The following is an 18,133-nucleotide window of genomic DNA, read 5'->3' on the forward strand; positions in this document are numbered from 1 at the left end:
TCATCGACGGTCTCAAGTGTTCCCTCGAAGCTCACAACAAGTCATATGTCACTCAAAGGTGTTCATCTAGTACGACAAAGTCACTGATCGGTTGACCAACGACCAAGCTGTGGCAAACTCGGCTCGGTAAAAGAGCACGGCGGGGGGAGCGACCATGGCACCAGTTCGTCCGGCCTTCGGGCCGGAGCTGCGCCGGCTGAGGACCGCTTCCGGGATGTCGCTGGCCCAGCTGGCCGGCAAGGTCCACTGCTCCAGGGAGTACCTGAGCAAGATCGAACGCGGCATCGGCACCCCCAGCGACCGGCTCGCGCGGTTGTGCGACGCCAAGCTCGGCGCGGGGGGCGAACTCGTCGCACTGCTGGAGCGTCCGGCGCGGGGCGCCGCGGAAGAGGCCGCGTCCGTCGCGTCGTCCGGCGGCTCCGGTCCTTGGGTGCTCCACCTGGGCACCGACGGGGCGACCGACTTCACCGCCTGCGCCCCGGCCCCGCCCGCGGACGAACGAATACCCGCCGTCGCGGCGAGGTGGGCCGTCACCCCGCGTTTCCTCACGGGCGGTTCGGTGGAGGAGGCGCTCACCGTCTTCCGGGGCGTGTACGGGCAGTGCCGGAGCCTCGGCCAGTGCTCCGGTCCCGCCGTGGTCGCGCCGATGAGCATCACGGCGACCGCGGCGCTGCGGGGCCTGGGCCGGGGAGAGCCGTCCCGTCACCGTGCCGCCGCGCTCCGGCTCGCGGCCCGTTTCGCCGAGTACACGGGCTGGATGGTGCAGGAGGCAGGCGACGACTCCGCGGCACGCTGGTGGACCGGCCAGGCCGCGAGCCTGGCGGAGGCGGGCGGTGACACCGAGATGACCGCCTACACGCTGTTACGCCGGGCCGAACTGGCCCTGTACCAGGACGACTCGATGTCCACGGTGGAACTCGCCAAGGCGGCCGGAGCCCAGGCCCAAGACGTCCGCACCAGGACGCTGGCCGCGCAGCGCGAGGCCCAGGGGTACGCGCTCATGGGCCACGAGGTCCAGTGCCGACGCGCGCTGGAGTACGCGTCCGAACTGTCGGACGGCACGGGGGAACACGGCGACGACGACCTGATCCTGGGCAGCACCCACCTCCCCGACCTCACCGCCTTCGTCACGGCGTGGTGCCTGCGGGAACTCGGCGAGGCCGAGCAGGCCGTCGCGCTGCTCGACAGCGGCAAGGAGTCCATCGCGCCCCACGCACTGCGCGCCCGGGCCCGTCACGGCGCCCGGCTGGCGCTGGCCCTGGCGGACGCCGGAGACGTCGAACGCGCCTGCGCGGAGATCGTGCCGGTCGTCCACCACGCCATGACGACCGACTCCACCACGGTCCGCGCCGACCTTCGGCAACTCCGGTCGGCGCTGGCCACCCGGCGCAAACATCCCGCGGTCCGCGACACGCTCCCCCTCATCGCCGCGAGCCTGCGCGGAGATCCGGACATCCGGGGAGGCGGCGACTGAGCCGGGGCCGGCGGGACTGAGCCGCCCGCGGGCGGAGCCGTCGGCGCCGTCCGCCGGCGAGCGGATCCCGCCGCTTCGGCCGTCCGGCCTCCCTCCCCTTCCGGGGGCCTCACGGAGCACGCGCCCCCGCACGCCCCGCCCCCACGGCGTTCCGTGGACCCCTGCGGCCTCCCATCGGCCCGTATGTGCCCTGTTGCCTGAGGAAGTGGCCACAGGCAACACATTGACCCCCTCCGGACCGGCTGAAAACGTCGATCTCATCCACCGAGTTCAGGCCCCGGCCTCACCGATCCCACACCCGGGTCCTGCCACCTCCTGAGTCCGCCCACCGCCCGCCCACCGGCAGGCGGCCCCTCCCGACCCGCACCGGTCGGGACACCGCCGGCTCCCGGGCACCACCGCGCCCATCCGGAAACACCGGATGCGCATCCCGCGAAACGAGGAACAGCATGGCACCTTCCGTCTTCATCAACTTCCGTCGCGCCGACACCGGTGGTGCCGCCCCCCACATCGACACCGGGATCCGGGGGACGTTCGGCGAGGCCGAGGTCTTCCGCGACCAGCGCTCCATCGACAAGGGCGCCCACTACCCCGACCAGATCAGGCGGAAGCTGCGCAAGTGCGAACTGCTGCTCGCCCTCATCGGCAGGAAGTGGGAGACAGCCGTGGACGAGGACCACCGCCGGTGCCTCGACGACGAGACCGACTGGGTCCGCATGGAGATCGCCCTCGCCCTGCAGTGGGGACTGACGGTCCTCCCGGTCCTGGTCGACCGCGACGAGATGCCCGACAGGGCGGATCTCCCCGAAGACATCCGGGCCCTGACGACCCGCCAGGCCCTCTACTTCCGCCCCCACCAGGAGGAGATCTACCTCCCGCCCCTGATCAAGGCGATCCGCGCGGCCGTCCCCGAACTCCGCCCCAGGCGACGGCGGAACGGCGCCGGTGGGGGCGGTGGCGGCAACGTGGAAGACGTCGGCGGCATCCAGTCCAAGAACGGCGTGGTGATCCTCGGCGGCAGCGGCCGGGGAGTGGTCCACAACCACCCCTCCGCCGACGACCCCGACGACTTCGACGACGACTTCGGCGACTTCGACGACGACCAGGACAAGGAACGATCGTGAGCTCCACCGACGACTTCTCCGGGGACGCCGCTCCCGGGAACGACGGTCCGGACCCGGACACCTCGTACGACACCGGCACCCCCGCCGACACGGCGGACACCGAGTCCACGTTCGCCGGGGACGACGCCCCCGCCGGGGACGACGCCTTCGGCGGCCCGGCCGAGGAGGGGCCGGCCGGCCGGGCGGACGACGGGACCCCACAGCCCTGGCGGACGCAGGACACCCCGAAGGACCCGCACACGACCCCGGAGCACCAGCCGCCGCCCGGACAGTGGGACGTCGGCCCGGTCGAGAGGCTGGAGTCGCTCAACGGTTCGGTCGCGTACCACGGCAACGCCGTCACGCTGAACATGGGCACCCCGACCGCCGAGTTCCAGTGGATGGACCTCGACGCCACCGAGACCAGCCGGACATGGCGGCTGCACGAGGAGGTCCCGGACCCGGAGCGGATGGCCGGGATGGCCGAAAGGCTCCGCGAACACCACCTCCTCGTCCTGGTGGGCGCGAAGGGCAGCGGGCGGGAGTTCACGAGTTGTGTGCTGCTGGCCGAGCGGTGCGGCAGCGCACGGCTCGGCGTCCTGCACGGTGATCAGGACCGGCTGGCGCGGGCCCTGATCGAGCGGAACGGCCGCCGGCTGAAGCGGGGGTACGGCGTCCGCGTGAACGTGGGCCCCCACCGGCCCGACCCGGCCACCTTGGATGCCCTGGCCCTGCGGGCCCGGGAGCGCGAGGCGTACGTCGTGGTGATCGTCGAGGACCCGCAGGCCGACCTCGGCGACCTGGGCCCGTTCGCCGTCCACCACCGCAGGCCCGAACCGCTCCCGGTGCTGAAGGCGCACCTGAGGGCAGCACTCGCCGAGCACCGCACGCAGTGTGCGGAGAACTGCACCCACGACGACACGGAGGAGTTCCGCGACCGGGCGATGGAGGACCCCCGGACGCACAGGAAGCTCGGCGCCGCCCCCTCCGTCCACTGGATCACCCGCTTCGCCCGGGACCTCGCCGGGTGCCTGCACGAACCCGAGGGAGCGCTCGACGCCCTCCTCGACGCCCCCGTGGGCGACCTGAGGAGTCTGGTCAGGCGGTTCCTGAAGCTGTCCGAGCAGGTGACGGACCCGGCGGCGGCCGGCCCGCACCACCAGGCCCTGCGCATCGCCTACCTCCTCGGCCACGAACTGCCGCTGTCCGACGTCATCCGGGCCGGCACCCTGCTCGGCATCGACATGCTGAGCGTCGAGAACCGGGACACCGCACCCGCCCGGCCCGTCTTCGAAGCCGACCTCGACCGCCTGGTGCCGCCGGGCGGGGGCATCGCCGCCGAACCGGGCGCAGGGGCGGCCGACAACCCCCGGCGGGCCCGGCTCGCGGACCCGGAGCTCATGTCGACCGCCGTCGAGGTCGTCTGGCACGACATCCCCTGGCTGCGCGAACCGCTGGTGGCGTGGCTGAGGAGGCTCGGGGCCGACGACCTGGAGCGGGTCCGGGCACGGGCCGGGGTGATCGCGGGACACCTGCTCCGGTACGACTTCGACAGCGTCTACCGCGACCTGGTGAAGGGGTGGGCGATCAGCAAGTCGGTGAGCGACCGGCGGTGCGCCGCCCTGGCCCTGGCCGTGGCGCTGGAGGCCGACAGCCCCTGGCTGACGGACCGCATCACCAGGCAGGTCGCCTCCTGGGCCGACAGCCCCAGGTGGCCGTTCCAGGACAGTGCCGCCCGGGCCTACGGCACGTCCCTGGGCACCCGGGACGTGTCCGCGACCCTGCCGGCCCTGCAGGAGTTGGCGGGCAGGCCGGCGCTCGTCCCCTACGTCTCCGTCGCCTACTCCCTCACGGCGCTGTTCCTCGCCGAGGACGGCACGGAACCGGTCACCGAGGCGCTCGGGCGGTGGATCCGGTCGAGCAACGACAACCTGCCCCGGCACGCGGTCCGGGCCCTGCTCGTCCTCGGGCCCTTCGCCGTCGGGCCGGAACTGCCGTCCCGGCCCAGGCTCGCGCAGCAGGCGATGGACGACCCGGACCAGGAGGAGACGCTCCTGCTGCTGTGGCAGCGCGCCCTGGTCGACCCGGCGCACTCCGGGCAGGCCTGGCAACTGCTGCAGCAGTGGCTGCTGGCCGCCGACCAGGACGAGGAACTCGCCCGTTTCCTGGAGAAGTTCGTGCCGCGCGTCTGCGTGCCCCGGCTCGTCCGCCGAACGCGGTTCCATCTGCGGCGGTGCGCACGAGAGCACCCGGAGGCCACCTGCGTACGGCGGGTCCTGGACTCCCTGGACCGCCCCTGACCCGCCACCCGCACCCCGGCCCACGCCACCCGCGAACCTCGCCCGATCCCGGCACTCCACGCCCGGACCTCACGGCCCCTGGGCCTCCCGGCTCCCGACCCCTAAGAATTACGGGCCTCACGGCTCCTGACTCCTATGAATCCTAGGCTCTGCGGTCCCCGGACCTCACGACCCTTAGGTCTCACGGTTCCCGACTCCTACGACCTCTGGGCCTTACGGTCCCCGGACCTCACGGCTCCCGGCTCCCGCGGCGCCCGAGCCCCGCGACTTCAGGACCCGACCTCAGACCTCACGACCCCACCACCTCAGGAGGACCGACCATGGCACGACGGCCCAAGGGCCTGTTCGCCACACTGCGCGACGCATACCGCGCGTGGCGGCGCTCGAAGCACGACGGAGACCAGGAGGCCGGCACCGGAACCGCCGACCAGGACGGCACCGGCTCGTCGCCGGTCGTCCCGCGCAAGGACGCGTTCGTCCGGTCCCGCCCGCAGGAGGAACCGCTCCTCCTGCCGGCCCGCGACGACGTGTTCTCCTTCCAGGCCTTCCCCACCCTCCACTGGACCAGCCAGACCATGTCGCAGGACATGCTGAAGACGCGCGTCCGGCAGCACGAGGAGACGGCCCGCGAGGAGCTGCTCCGGGTCGCCTGGCCGGCGGCCCGCGAGTGCGATCCGGCCGACGTGGTCGCCGCGGAGAACGCGGTCAACGCGAAACTGTCCACCGAGGGCAACTGGTGCTACGAGGACGCCGAGGGCTCCATCCGCTGCATGGCGCAGGTCCGGCTCAGGGTGGACCCGGACCTGCGCAAGCACGTACTGCCGCACCACCTCAAAGAGCTGACGCTCAAGGAGACGCAGCGGCTGGGCGTGATCCGCGCCGAGCGGGCACGGACGCTCACCGAGGCGTGGCTGGACGTGATCAGCCGGCTGGAGCTCATGGGCGAACTCGACGCGCACCAGCGGCGCCTGCTGGTCCCGTTCGCGGCCACCCTCGCGGACCCGGACTTCCGCGCGGTGATGGAGGAGCTGCGTCACCAGCGGCGTACCAGCGTCGACGCACTGGTGGCGGCCCTGAAGGGGGCGCGCGGCGACCACCAGGAGGCCGGCCTGTTCGAGTTCGCCGACGCCTACGACAAGGCACTCAGCGCCTTCTGCCGGGAGATGGGCGTCGGCCCGTTCTCCTGGGTCGAGGACGCCGTCGCGGCCGACGGGACGGACCGGTGAACGCCGGGCGGCGCGCGGTGAGCGCACTCGGCGCCCTCGCGGTCGTCCTCGGCGGGCTCACCGGCTGTTCGGCGGGCGGCCCCAGGGCGGGCTGCCGCTGGATGGACGACCAGAGCGTCGAAGCCGACGCCGACGCGACCGTGATCCTCGTCGACGGCACCGCGTCGACACGGGGCGGCAAGTCCGGCGCCGGGGACGTCGACTACGGCCCCCTGATCGGCGACCTGCTCGCCAAGGACGAGAAGAGCGGCCAGGTCATCTCCATCGGCACGTTCGGCGGCCCCGGCGGGGAGATCGACTGGACGGTGCGACGGCGGTCCGCCGACTGGCGGCGGAGCAACGACAACACCGCCAACCAGGAGAACAACCGCCAGGACGCGAACAAGTGCCTCGAGGACGACATCGCCGCGGCCCGGCGGGTGGTGCCCGCGGGCAAGGGCACCGACGTCCTCGCCGGGCTCGCGGCCGGAGCCGAGATGTTCGACGGCGTCCGGGGCGAGCGACGGCTGCTGGTGCTCACCGACGGGCTGTCCACCACCGGCTGCGCGAACCTGACGAGCGCCCGGTTCGGCTCCCGGCAGGACCTGAAGACCATCGTCTCGTTGTGCGGCGCCCAGGGCGAGTTCGGCGAACTCCCCGACCTCAAGGGAGTGCGGGTCACGTTCATGGGACTGGGCCACTCCGCGGGCGGACAGCCCTCCGCCGACAGCGCCCGGCGGGCCTGGCTGGGCGAACTGTGGAAGGACCTGTGCGAACGCGCGGGCGCCGACCGCGGGTCCTGCGTCGTCGGCAAGGCCCCCGTCGGCAGGACCGGAAAGTCCGGCGAGCACACCGAAGGCGCCCTCCCGGACGACCCGGTGGTGCCGTTCGGTGAGCGCGCCCGGACGTACCACCTGCCGGGCGCCGCCCTGTTCGCCACCGAATCCGCACGGTTGCGCGACACGATCCGGCCCGCCCTCGTCGACATCGCCGTGACCGCGCGCACCACCCCGTCCCTCGAACGCGTCGAGGTCCACGGGTACGTCGACCCGCGCGGCACGCGCGCCAACGACCGGGAACTCTCGCGGGCCCGCGCGGACGCCGTGGCCGACGTACTCGTCGAGCACGGGGTGCCCGCGGACCGGGTGAAGGCGTACGGCGAAGGCGTGTCGCGCAGGTGTCCCGATGCCGCCGTCGAGGAGAGCGGGACCCGGGAGCAGCGGCTGCAATGCGCCCGGCGCGTGGACGTGAAGATCATCGGAAAGTGAGGCCGGACGCACCGTCATGAAGAAGACCGAGATCAACGGCTCGCCCCGCAGGGACGGCCCACGCGACGCACCCATATCCTGCCCGGCCCACCAGCGCGTCACGGGCATAGGCATCGGGCCGCGCCCCGCGGGACGTCCGGCCGACCCCGTGGACAACCGGGAGCAGGTCACGCTGATGCGGGCCTTCGCCACGGCCAACACCGGTCTGAGCAGGGCGCAGACCCCCCTGGGCGAGCTGGGCAGCGCCCTGCTGCAGACCTACCAGGCCGCGCTGACGGCGATCGACGCCGTGGAACGGCTCGCGGTCGGCCGGACGGCCGGCGAGGCGCGGCGCCAGAGCGCCGCCGTGCGTGCCCGGCACACCGAGGACGGACCGGAGGGGCTGCGCCGCGGCCGTCTGCCATGGGCGTGGCTCCAGTGGTGCGCGCTCGGCGTCAACTCCCTGTTCGACCTGCCGTTCATCGGCGAGGCCACGGCACAGGCGCTGAGCATCGGCGGGGACGGCCTCATGGACAGGATCGCCCACGCCCTCGCCTACCTCGTCACCTTCGGCGTGGCCGTCCTCCAGTTCGCCCTGGGCCATCTGCTCGGCAGGTCGCTCTTCCGGTGGCGGGTGCGCGTCGGCCGCCGCCCGGAACGCGTACGGCGCACTCCGCGGATGTTCTGGCGGCACCTGTGGCGACTGGACGACCCCCGCACCGAGACCCGCCGGCCCGACGACCTGCCCTGGCCCTCCCTGTTCTGGCCCGTCCTGGCCAACCTCCTGCTGATCACGCTGCTCGCCTTCACCGCCTCCTCCCGGGTGCAGCAGAGCAATACGTCCGACTTCGGTGTCGGCGGCGGCCTCGTCGCGGTGTTCCTCGTCGTCTCGCTCAGCCTCGCCACCCTGGCGGCCACCGTCCTCGCCCACAACCCGTACGCCGACAGCGACAAGGAAGCCCGGTCCGCGATGACCGCCGCCCGGAAGAAGGTGGACAAGCTGGTGCCCCACGCGCGCGAGCTGGTCGTCGAGCACAGCACCTCCTGGCACCGGCTGCGCGCCGCACTGGAACGGGCCCGGGTCGACGCGTACCAGGTCGTCGACGACGCCTGCGCGCTGATCGTCGAACAGCGGGCCGAGACCGCCCTGGCCGGCACCGTGGACCTGCCCCTGCGGGACTACGCGTGGCCCACCACCAAGGAGGGGGAGAGCGGAGCCGCCACCCCCCGGCTGCGCCTGGAGATCCTCGGTCAGAGCCAGGCCCTGTTGCACAGCTACGCCCCCGGCCCGCTGGAGGACTGGCTGGAGGCGTGCGTCGGGGAACTGAACGGCCAGTTCGCACTGCCGGACCCCGGACCGGCCGACACCGCGCAGCGGATCCCCGCCCCGTGACCGGCCCCCGCCGCCTCGGCGAACAGGAGCTCAAACACCTGGAGCTGCTCCAGAGCGTGATCAGCCGCCTCGGCAGCAACTCGTTCGTGGTGAAGGGCTGGAGCATCACGCTCAGCGGCGTGCTCATCGCCGTGGCGGACCGCAGCCCCGCCTGGAAGCCGGTCACCGTGACCGTCGCCGTGGCGGTCGGCTTCTGGCTGCTCGACGGCTACTACCTCCGCCAGGAACGGCTGTTCCGCACCCTCTACGAGAAGGTCGTCACCGGCGACGACCCGCCGCCCCCGGCCCTCACGATGGACGCCGAACGGTACGGCGGCCCGGTCTCCTGGCCCGATGTGCTGCTGTCCCGGCCGCTGCTCTTCTGCTACGGAGTGCTCGTCGTCGCCGACAGCCTACTGATCCTCGCCCTGGACTGACCCCACCCGCTGCCTGCCCCCGGCGGCCGGGTCCTCCGGCGCCGTCCACGGCAGGAGGATGCCGTCCCCGGGGCGGCGCGGCACCACGTGGACGTGCAGGTGCGGGACCGTCTGCGTGGCCGCCGCGCCCCGCGACGTGATGATGTTGCAGTCGCCCACCTCCGCGGCGAGTTCGGCGGCGTACCGCATCGTCGTCGCGGAGACGGCCGGGTCGGCCGCCACGTCGGGTACGTGCGTCATGGGCAGCACCAGCACGTGCCCGCGGGTCACGCCCCCGCCCCGGGGCGTGATCGCCAGCGCGTCCGCCCAGCGTCGTACCACCCGCGCGGGGGCGGCCCCCCGCACGATGAGGCAGAACGGGCAGTCGGTCCCCGGGCCCCGGTCGGCGGTCCCGTTCTCCCGGTGCCCGCCCTCGGCGCGGTCGGACATGTCACTCCTCCAAAGCCGGTGGCCTCGTGTGCACGACGCGGCCCGACCTCCCACCGGGGAGAGGACGGGCCGCGCGGGGTGTGTGGGCCGTGCTCAGAGGCGCTCGGGCGTGCGGATGCCCAGCAGGGCCATGCCCCGGTGCAGGGTGCGGGCCGTGAGGTCGCACAGGAACAGGCGGTTGGCCACCTGCTCCGGCGAATCGGCCTTCAGCACCGGGCACTTGTCGTAGAACGACGTGAACAGCGACGCCAGCTGGTACAGGTACGCGGCCAGCTTGTGCGGGGCGTACTCCGCGGCCGCCTCGAAGACCGTGTTCCCGAACGCGTCCAGGTGCAGGCCCAGCGCGCGCTCCGCCTCGTGCAGCGCCAGCTCCGGGTGGGCGGCGGGGCGGACCTCGCCGGCCTTGCGGAGGATGGACCGGATACGGGCGTACGCGTACTGGAGGTAGACGGACGTGTCGCCGTTGAGCGAGACCATCTGGTCCAGGTCGAACTTGTAGTCGCGGCTCGGCGACGTCGACAGGTCCGCGTACTTCACGGCCCCGATGCCGACCTGCGCGGCCCGCTCCCGGATCTCGTCCTCGGTGAGGTCCTTCGCCTTCTCCCGGACGACCTCCGCCGCCCGCTGCACGGCCTCGTCGAGGAGGTCCTCGAGGCGTACGGTCTCGCCCTCACGGGTCTTGAAGGGCTTGCCGTCCGCGCCGAGCACCGTGCCGTAGCCCATGTTGTGCGCGGTGACGTCGTCGCCGAGCCAGCCGGCCCGGCGGGCCGTCTCGAAGACCATCTTGAAGTGCAGCGACTGGCGCACGTCCACGACGTACAGCAGCGTGGTCGCGTGCAGGTCCTGGACCCGGTTGCGGATCGCGGTCAGGTCGGACGCCGCGTAGCCGAAGCCGCCGTCGGCCTTCTGCACGATCAGCGGGACCGGCTGGTCGTCCTTGCCGCGGATGTCGTCGAAGAACACCACGAGCGCGCCCTCGGAGCGCACCGCGACGCCCGTCTCCTCCAGGAGGCGGGCGGTCTCCGGCATGCCCTCGTTGTACGCGGACTCGCCGACGATCTCCTCGTCGCGGATCTCCATGTCGAGCTTCTCGAAGACCGAGTAGAAGTAGACCTTCGACTCGTCCACGAACTGCTGCCACAGCTCCAGCGTCTCCTTGTCGCCGGACTGCAGGGCGACGACCCGCTTGCGGGCCCGCTCCTTGAACTCCTCGTCCGCGTCGAAGAGCGCGCGCGACGCCTTGTAGACCCGGTTCAGGTTCGACATGGCCTGCTCGCCGTCTACCTCCTCCGGCGGGGCCAGCTCGCCCGGGTGCTCGAACAGGTACTGGATGAGCATGCCGAACTGGGTGCCCCAGTCGCCGATGTGGTGCCGGCCGATCGTCTTCTCGCCGGTGAAGTCGAGCATGCCGCGCAGGGCGTCGCCGATGACCGCCGACCGCAGGTGGCCGACGTGCATCTCCTTCGCCACGTTCGGCTGGGCGTAGTCGACGACCGTGACGCCCGCGTCCGCCTTCAGCGGCACACCGAGGCGCTCGCCGTCCGCGAGCCGCGCCGCGAGGTTCGAGGTGATCGCCCGGTCGGCGACGGTGATGTTGAGGAAGCCGGGGCCGGAGACCTCGACGTCCTTGATCAGGTCGTCACCGGTGGTGATGTGGGCGACGACCTCGGCCGCCAGCTCCCGCGGGTTCGCCTTCGCCTTCTTGGCCAGCGCGAGGATGCCGTTGGCCTGGAAGTCCGCCCGGTCGCTTCGTCGCAGCAGCGGGTCCGCGGCTGCCTCCGGCCGGGTGGCCGAGAGGGCGGACGTGAGCTGCTGGTTGACGAGATCGGTGAGCGATGTGACCGAGGCCATGAGAGGGGGTGCCTGTTCTCCTCGTGGGTTCAGATAGACACGGCCAGTGTCTCACGAGGGGTGAAGCGGTTTTCTCGCCGCGAGCGGGCGGGACGCCGGTCGCGGCCGCACCTCGGTCGTCGGCACGGACCGCGCCCCTCGGGGTCGCGGGTGAGGCGCGGGTGAGGAGCGGTTTTCGCGGATGCGGGCCGTACGGGGAGAATGGAGCGGTCAGCCGTGCGACCGTACCGGCTGCCCGAGCAGAGAGAAGGACGTGCCGATCGTGGCTCAGAGCACCGAGACCACCGACTGGGTCTCCCGTTTCGCGGACGACGTCATCGAGGAGTCGGAGCGTCGGGCCCCGGGCAAACCTGTGGTCGTCGCGTCCGGCCTCTCCCCCTCGGGGCCGATCCACCTCGGGAACCTGCGCGAGGTCATGACCCCCCACCTCGTCGCCGACGAGATCCGCCGCCGCGGCCACCAGGTGCGGCACCTGATCTCCTGGGACGACTACGACCGGTACCGCAAGGTCCCGGCCGGCGTCCCCGGCGTCGACGAGTCGTGGGCCGAGCACATCGGCAAGCCGCTGACCTCCGTCCCGGCGCCGAAGGGCTCCGCGCACCCGAACTGGGCCGAGCACTTCAAGGCCGCGATGACCGCGTCGCTGGCCGAGCTGGGCGTGGAGTTCGACGGGATCAGCCAGACCGAGCAGTACACCTCCGGCGCCTACCGCGAGCAGATCCTGCACGCCGTCCGGCACCGCGCCGACATCGACGCGATCCTCGCCCAGTACCGCACCAAGAAGGCCCCGGCGAAGAAGCAGCAGCAGAAGCCGGTCGACGAGGCCGAGCTGGAGGCCGCCGAGGGCTCCGGCGCCGCCTCCGAGGACGACGGCAGCTCCGGCGCCGCCGGCTACTTCCCGTACAAGCCGTACTGCGGCAACTGCGAGAAGGACCTGACGACGGTCACCTCCTACGACGACGACTCCACCGAGCTGACCTACGCCTGCACGGCGTGCGGCTTCTCGGAGACCGTCCGGCTCAACGAGTTCAACCGCGGCAAGCTGGTCTGGAAGGTCGACTGGCCCATGCGGTGGGCGTACGAGGGCGTGATCTTCGAGCCGAGCGGCGTCGACCACTCCTCGCCCGGCTCGTCCTTCCAGGTCGGCGGGCAGATCGTCGGGATCTTCGACGGCAAGCAGCCCATCGGGCCGATGTACGCCTTCGTCGGCATCAGCGGCATGGCGAAGATGTCGTCGTCGAAGGGCGGCGTGCCGACCCCGGCCGACGCGCTGAAGATCATGGAGCCGCAGCTGCTGCGCTGGCTGTACGCACGGCGCCGCCCCAACCAGTCCTTCAAGATCGCCTTCGACCAGGAGATCCAGCGCCTCTACGACGAGTGGGACCGGCTCGACGCCAAGGTCGCCGACGGTTCCGCCCTGCCCGCAGACGCCGCCGCGTACTCCCGCGCGGTGCGCACGGCGAGCGGCGAGCTGCCGAGGACGCCCCGGCCGCTGCCGTACCGCACGCTCGCCTCGGTGGCCGACATCACCGCCGGTCACGAGGACCAGGCGCTGCGCATCCTCAGCGACCTCGACCCGTCGAACCCGCTGGGCTCCCTGGACGAGGCCCGCCCGCGCTACGACAGGGCCGAGGCGTGGATCAACACCCACGTCCCCGCCGACCAGCGCACCATCGTCCGCGCGGAGCCCGACGCCGAGCTGCTGAAGTCGCTCGACGAGCGGGCGCGGCAGTCGCTGCGGCTGCTGCTCGACGGCCTCGCGGACAACTGGTCGCTCGACGGCCTCACCCACCTCGTCTACGGCGTGCCCAAGGTCCAGGCGGGCTTCTCCGCCGACGCCACGCCCAAGGAGCTGCCGGCGGAGATCAAGACCGCCCAGCGGTCGTTCTTCGCCCTGCTGTACCACCTGCTGGTCGGGCGGGACACGGGGCCGCGGCTGCCCACGCTGCTGCTGGCGGTGGGGCAGGAGCGGGTGCGGACGCTGCTCGGGGAGTAGAGCCCCACTTGTACGACGACAGGGGGCGCCCGGTGCCGGCCGGGCGCCCCCTGTCGTCGTGCGCGCGTGCGCGCTACGCGATGTGGTCCTCCTCCAGTTCCGCCGTGTGGCGCTGCTGGAAGCGTTCGGCGAGGCTCTTCAGCTCGCTCGGGTTCAGCGTCCTGCCGTAGGTCGCCTGGATGTTGTCACCGAGGACGCGGGGCGTGGGATAGCTGCCGTCTATCGACTGACGGAACACCTGGTAGTACGCCTCCTCGTCCGGGTCGGAGGCGGTGCCGCCGCCCTCGCCCAGCTCGCGGGTGCGGCCGCCGGGGACCACCGGGATGGGGAAGCTGCCGGTCTCCTCCGGGGAGGGCTCCTGGAGGGGCGGCTCCTCCTGGTACTGGTCCTCGTACTGCTCGGCCTGCTGCTGCTCCGCGTACCAGCGGGCGTACTCCTCGTCGGGGTCGTACGTGGGGTCGTAGCCGCCGTGGTACTCGACGGTCTGCGGGTCGCGGGCGTGCAGCCACGGATTGCCCGTGACGTCCCCCCGCGGCTCGGGGGCGGGGTCGCCCTCGAGTTCCAGGCGCTGCTCGCCGGGAGGCACTGCCGCGCCCACCTGTGCCGGCCCGGAGGCACGACCGCCCGCGGCCGCGTCGGCACGGCCGCCCGCGGTGATCATCTCCGGTGCCTCGGGCGCCGGGGGTATCAACGCCGGTTCTATGCCCGCGGCCGCGAGTCCCGACGGGGCCGTCTCGGCCAGGGGCACGCCGTACTTGGCGAGGCGCAGGGGCATCAGGGCCTCGACGGGGGCCTTGCGGCGCCAGGCGCGGCCGAAGCGGGAGCGGAGGCGGGCCTGGTAGACCAGGCGCTCCTGCTCCAGCTTGATCACCTGCTCGTAGGAGCGCAGCTCCCACAGCTTCATCCTGCGCCACAGCAGGAACGTCGGCACCGGCGACAGCATCCAGCGGGTGAGCCGGACGCCCTCCATGTGCTTGTCGGCGGTGATGTCGGCGATGCGTCCGATCGCGTGCCGGGCCGCCTCCACCGACACCACGAACAGCACCGGGATCACGCCGTGCATGCCCACGCCCAGCGGATCGGGCCACGCCGCCGCGCCGTTGAACGCGATCGTCGCCGCCGTCAGCAGCCACGCCGTCTGCCGCAGCAGCGGGAACGGGATGCGGATCCAGGTCAGCAGCAGGTCCAGGGCCAGCAGGACGCAGATGCCGGCGTCGATGCCGATCGGGAAGACGTAGCTGAAGTTCCCGAAGCCCTTCTGCAGGGCGAGCTCACGGACGGCCGCGTACGAACCCGCGAAGCCGATTCCGGCGATGATCACGGCACCGAAGACGACCACGCCGATGAGAACCCGGTGCATCCGTGTCAGCTGCAGTGGCGCGGCCACCCGTACTCCCCTCCCAGTGCGTGTTGTTGCGCGCAACAGAGTGGCACATGTGTGCGGGGGACGGGTGGCCGGTTCCGGTTCAGGGCCGGCTCAGCTCTCGCTCGACGCCTTCGAAGCGGACTTCGAGGCGGATGCGGACGCGGACTTCGAGGCGGACGCGGAAGCTGACTTCGAGGCCGGCTTCGAGGGGGAGCCGGAGGCCGACGAGGACGGCGCGGCGTCCGTGCCGTTCGCCTTCGTCACCGAGGCCACCGCCTCCTTGGCCGCCTTCCGCGCGTCCTTCATCAGGTCGTCGGCGTCCGGCGTCTTGTCACCGGCGAGGCCGGCGCCGTTGTAGTCGAGGGTGACGACCACGTTCTCGACGCGTGCCACGACCGTCTGCTGCTTGAAGGTGCCTTCCTTCTTCTTCAGGTCGTAGCGCACCGCCGTCGCCTCGTCACCGGTCCCGGTGACCGGCTCTGACTCGACGCCCTTCGCGCCCTCGGCCGCCTGCGCGTCCTGCACCTGCTTGGCGTAGTACTCCTGGGCGAGCTCGTCGCCCGGACCACGGGTGGTGTCCGAGTCGAAGCGCAGCAGCGACACGTTCAGCCAGCGGAACTGCGAACCCTTCACCCCGTTGTCGTCCAGGCTGTTCCAGGAGCAGCTGCCCCGGGTGGAGACGTCGTCCGAGGAGCCCTCCTTGCCCGCCTTCGCCTTCGGCGCCAGGTCGTCCAGGGTCTTCTCGGACAGCACCGTGCACGGCTCCGGGAGCCTCTGGTACGCCGCCGCCCGCACCGTCGGGGACGGGCTCGCGGACTGCGAGGCGGAGGCGGAGGCGCCCTTGTCCTCACCGTCGTCGGAGCCGGAGTCCGAGGAGCAGCCGGCGGCGACCAGGGGGACGGCGACCGCGCAGACAAGGACGCGGGCAAGGCGCTTCGCTCGCGGTGATCGCGGGTCTCGCTGTACTCGTCGCTGCATGGTTCCTTCACTCATGACGCTCGTGTTCCCTGCGGTCGGAACGGGTCCGAGGGGTCACGGTACGCGGTGAGCCCTCCGTGCGGTCCTCCTTCGCGTGCTTCGCCCGCGGGGGCGGAGGTGCCGCGGACCGTGCTCAGCCGTTCAGCGAATCGGCCAGCTCCGAGGCCAGTTTCCGTGCCCTGTCCTGCATTTCCTTGCTGTCCGGGACGACGCCGACGGTCACCGGCTGCTCCGCGTACTCGACGGTCACGATCACGTTGGACGTGCGGAACGCCACAGTCACCGTGCGCTGCTCGGCGGTCGAACCGGAGCTGCTCAGTTCGTCGTCGAGGAACGCCTCGTCGCCCAGGTCCTCCAGGAGGCGGGGCTGGAGGTCGGAGGGGGCGGCGGACGGCGAGGCGGTGGTGGGCGCCCCGGACGGAGGGGGCGAACCGGCTTCCGTGGAAGGGCTGGTGGACGGGGCGCCGGTCTCCCCGGCCGTCACCGCCGGCTCCGGGAGGTGCGCCGCCGCCTGCCTGTCCGCGAAGAGTTCCCCGGCCTGGGCCTCGTCGCTGACGGCGTTGTCGTAGGAGACGACCCGTTCGAAGTCGACCAGCAGGTGGTCGGTGGCCGCCGCCGACTCCACCTTCCAGCGGCAGCCCACCTTGCGGTCGGTGTCGTACGTGAGGGTCGCCTCTCCCGCGTACGCCTCCTCGCGCCGCTCCGTGTCGGTCATCTCCCCGATGCCGGGCAGGAGTTGGTCGAGCGTCGTGTGCTCGACCACGCCGCAGGGCTCGGGGAGCGTGGCGTACTTGCCGGGCTGGGCGGCCGGGGTGGCGGTACCGGCGCTTCCCGGGTTGGAGTCGTCCGACCGGCCGCCGTCGTCCGGGCTGCCGGTGCAGCCGGCCAGGACGGCCGCCAGGAGCGCGGCGACGCCGGGTACGTACGCCTTCCGCTGCACGGTCGGGCTCCTCTCGCTGGTGGGTGCGGGCCGGTGCCCGCCGGGTCTCCCCAGTGTCCCCGCTGGTTAATCGCTTGCCGCACGGGGGCGCCCCCGGCAGACAATGTGTATCGCACGCACTGCCGTGGACGCCGGTCCGTCATCCCTTTTCGCCGACCTCGGCGCCGGTTTTGCGATTCATGACGTGTGTTGGCTTTCTGGGGGAATGAGGACGTTATGTCGTACGTGGAACTTCCGGGTGCGAAGGTGCCGATCCGCATGTGGGCGGATCCGGCGGCGGTGGAGGAGGTCGCCCTCCAGCAGCTGCGGAACGTCGCCACCCTGCCGTGGATCAAGGGCCTGGCGGTCATGCCGGACGTGCACTACGGCAAGGGCGCGACGGTCGGGTCGGTCATCGCCATGCAGGGCGCGGTGTGCCCGGCGGCGGTCGGCGTGGACATCGGCTGCGGCATGTCCGCGGTGAGGACGTCCCTGACGGTGAACGACCTGCCCGGTGACCTGTCGCGGCTGCGGTCGAAGATCGAGCAGGCGATTCCGGTGGGGCGGGGCATGCACGACGACCCGGTCGACCCGTCCCGCTTCCACGCCTTCGCGACCGGTGGCTGGGACGACTTCTGGGGGCGCTTCGGCGGAGTGGCGGACGCGGTCAGGTTCCGCCAGGAACGTGCCACGAAGCAGATGGGAACGCTCGGATCCGGCAACCATTTCGTGGAGGTGTGCACCGATACTTCCGGTTCCGTCTGGCTGATGCTGCACTCCGGTTCCCGCAACATCGGCAAGGAACTCGCCGAGCACCACATCGGCGTCGCCCAGAAGCTCCCGCACAACCAGGGCCTGATCGACCGCGACCTCGCCGTCTTCGTCGCGGACACCCCGCAGATGGCGGCGTACCGCAACGACCTGTTCTGGGCGCAGGAGTACGCGAAGTACAACCGCTCGATCATGATGGCGCTCCTGAAGGACGTGGTCCGCAGGGAGTTCAAGAAGGCGAAGCCGACCTTCGAGCCGGAGATCAGCGCGCACCACAACTACGTGGCCGAGGAGCGCTACGAGGGCATGGACCTGCTCGTGACCCGCAAGGGAGCCATCCGCGCGGGTTCCGGCGAGTACGGGATCATCCCGGGCTCCATGGGCACGGGTTCGTACATCGTCAAGGGCCTCGGGAACGACAAGTCCTTCAACTCGGCGTCGCACGGCGCCGGCCGGCGCATGAGCCGCAACGCGGCCAAGCGGCGCTTCTCGACGAAGGACCTGGAGGAGCAGACGCGGGGCGTGGAGTGCCGCAAGGACTCCGGCGTCGTGGACGAGATCCCGGGCGCCTACAAGCCGATCGAGCAGGTCATCGACCAGCAGCGGGACCTCGTGGAGGTCGTCGCGAAGCTGAAGCAGGTCGTCTGCGTGAAGGGCTGACGCGACGGAGACGCGACGGAGAGCG

14 protein-coding genes are annotated in these 18,133 nt (G+C 71.9%); 9 read left to right on the forward strand and 5 right to left on the reverse strand.

Annotated elements, in window-relative coordinates; genetic code table 11:
- The first annotated feature begins 154 nt into the window (after positions 1-154).
- The 7 genes from ACH5AO_RS24165 (at position 155) to ACH5AO_RS24195 (ending at position 9,138) form a co-directional block, all read left to right on the forward strand.
- Positions 155-1,474 (forward strand): helix-turn-helix domain-containing protein, encoded by a 1,320-nt coding sequence (locus ACH5AO_RS24165; protein ID WP_398927909.1) that lies wholly within the window; start codon positions 155-157, stop codon positions 1,472-1,474.
- A 449-nt stretch (positions 1,475-1,923) separates the two neighbouring features.
- Positions 1,924-2,598 (forward strand): TIR domain-containing protein, encoded by a 675-nt coding sequence (locus tag ACH5AO_RS24170; RefSeq protein ID WP_398927911.1) that lies wholly within the window; start codon positions 1,924-1,926, stop codon positions 2,596-2,598.
- Complete coding sequence (locus tag ACH5AO_RS24175) at positions 2,595-4,877, forward strand: hypothetical protein (RefSeq protein ID WP_398927913.1); 2,283 nt, start codon at positions 2,595-2,597, stop codon at positions 4,875-4,877. The genes ACH5AO_RS24170 and ACH5AO_RS24175 overlap by 4 nt, the downstream gene beginning before the upstream one ends.
- Before the next feature lie 320 nt (positions 4,878-5,197).
- Positions 5,198-6,103: a hypothetical protein gene (locus tag ACH5AO_RS24180; protein ID WP_398927915.1), complete on the forward strand. Its 906-nt coding sequence runs from the start codon at positions 5,198-5,200 to the stop codon at positions 6,101-6,103.
- Positions 6,100-7,350, forward strand: coding sequence for an OmpA family protein (locus ACH5AO_RS24185; RefSeq protein WP_398927916.1), 1,251 nt, complete (start codon positions 6,100-6,102; stop codon positions 7,348-7,350). The genes ACH5AO_RS24180 and ACH5AO_RS24185 overlap by 4 nt, the downstream gene beginning before the upstream one ends.
- Positions 7,351-7,366: 16 nt before the next feature.
- Complete coding sequence (locus ACH5AO_RS24190; RefSeq protein WP_398927919.1) at positions 7,367-8,722, forward strand: hypothetical protein; 1,356 nt, start codon at positions 7,367-7,369, stop codon at positions 8,720-8,722.
- Positions 8,719-9,138, forward strand: a complete 420-nt coding sequence (locus ACH5AO_RS24195; RefSeq protein WP_398927921.1) for a hypothetical protein — start codon at positions 8,719-8,721, stop codon at positions 9,136-9,138. Before ACH5AO_RS24190 ends, ACH5AO_RS24195 begins: the two co-directional genes overlap by 4 nt.
- Here the strand turns inward: ACH5AO_RS24195 and ACH5AO_RS24200 are convergent.
- Positions 9,115-9,567: an HIT family protein gene (locus tag ACH5AO_RS24200; RefSeq protein ID WP_398927923.1), complete on the reverse strand. Its 453-nt coding sequence runs from the start codon at positions 9,565-9,567 to the stop codon at positions 9,115-9,117. The genes ACH5AO_RS24195 and ACH5AO_RS24200 overlap by 24 nt on opposite strands.
- Before the next feature lie 93 nt (positions 9,568-9,660).
- Positions 9,661-11,418, reverse strand: coding sequence for an arginine--tRNA ligase (argS, locus tag ACH5AO_RS24205; protein ID WP_398927925.1), 1,758 nt, complete (start codon positions 11,416-11,418; stop codon positions 9,661-9,663).
- A 253-nt stretch (positions 11,419-11,671) separates the two neighbouring features.
- Between argS and lysS the strand changes: the two genes are divergently transcribed.
- On the forward strand, positions 11,672-13,414 hold the full coding sequence (gene lysS, locus ACH5AO_RS24210) for a lysine--tRNA ligase (protein WP_398927927.1): 1,743 nt from the start codon (positions 11,672-11,674) through the stop codon (positions 13,412-13,414).
- Between the two features lie 73 nt (positions 13,415-13,487).
- Here the strand turns inward: lysS and ACH5AO_RS24215 are convergent, their stop codons facing one another.
- From ACH5AO_RS24215 to ACH5AO_RS24225, 3 genes are all read right to left on the reverse strand, one after another.
- A complete protein-coding gene (locus ACH5AO_RS24215; protein ID WP_398927929.1) occupies positions 13,488-14,801 on the reverse strand; it encodes a DUF2637 domain-containing protein in 1,314 nt (437 codons plus the stop codon).
- A 90-nt stretch (positions 14,802-14,891) separates the two neighbouring features.
- A complete protein-coding gene (locus tag ACH5AO_RS24220; RefSeq protein ID WP_398927931.1) occupies positions 14,892-15,773 on the reverse strand; it encodes a DUF3558 family protein in 882 nt (293 codons plus the stop codon).
- 118 nt (positions 15,774-15,891) lie between these two features.
- Entirely contained in the window at positions 15,892-16,698 is an 807-nt protein-coding gene (locus ACH5AO_RS24225; protein ID WP_398927934.1) for a DUF3558 domain-containing protein, read from the reverse strand.
- 216 nt (positions 16,699-16,914) lie between these two features.
- On the opposite strand from ACH5AO_RS24225, the gene ACH5AO_RS24230 reads away from it, so the two are divergent.
- Positions 16,915-18,108 (forward strand): RtcB family protein, encoded by a 1,194-nt coding sequence (locus ACH5AO_RS24230; RefSeq protein WP_398927936.1) that lies wholly within the window; start codon positions 16,915-16,917, stop codon positions 18,106-18,108.
- The last annotated feature ends 25 nt before the right edge of the window (positions 18,109-18,133 follow it).

It is taken from the genome of Streptomyces sp. NPDC018964 (genome assembly GCF_044390325.1).
Taxonomy (GTDB): Bacteria; Actinomycetota; Actinomycetes; order Streptomycetales; family Streptomycetaceae; genus Streptomyces.

Bases quoted from the DNA above. Each gene is read 5' to 3' on its own strand.
- ACH5AO_RS24170 (WP_398927911.1), top strand. From the start codon at position 1,924: ATGGCACCTTCCGTCTTCATCAACTTCCGTCGCGCCGACACCGGTGGT.
- argS (WP_398927925.1), bottom strand. From the start codon at position 11,418: ATGGCCTCGGTCACATCGCTCACCGATCTCGTCAACCAGCAGCTCACG.
- ACH5AO_RS24220 (WP_398927931.1), bottom strand. From the start codon at position 15,773: ATGAGTGAAGGAACCATGCAGCGACGAGTACAGCGAGACCCGCGATCA.
- ACH5AO_RS24165 (WP_398927909.1), top strand. From the start codon at position 155: ATGGCACCAGTTCGTCCGGCCTTCGGGCCGGAGCTGCGCCGGCTGAGG.
- ACH5AO_RS24230 (WP_398927936.1), top strand. From the start codon at position 16,915: ATGTCGTACGTGGAACTTCCGGGTGCGAAGGTGCCGATCCGCATGTGG.
- ACH5AO_RS24200 (WP_398927923.1), bottom strand. From the start codon at position 9,567: ATGTCCGACCGCGCCGAGGGCGGGCACCGGGAGAACGGGACCGCCGAC.
- ACH5AO_RS24190 (WP_398927919.1), top strand. From the start codon at position 7,367: ATGAAGAAGACCGAGATCAACGGCTCGCCCCGCAGGGACGGCCCACGC.
- ACH5AO_RS24180 (WP_398927915.1), top strand. From the start codon at position 5,198: ATGGCACGACGGCCCAAGGGCCTGTTCGCCACACTGCGCGACGCATAC.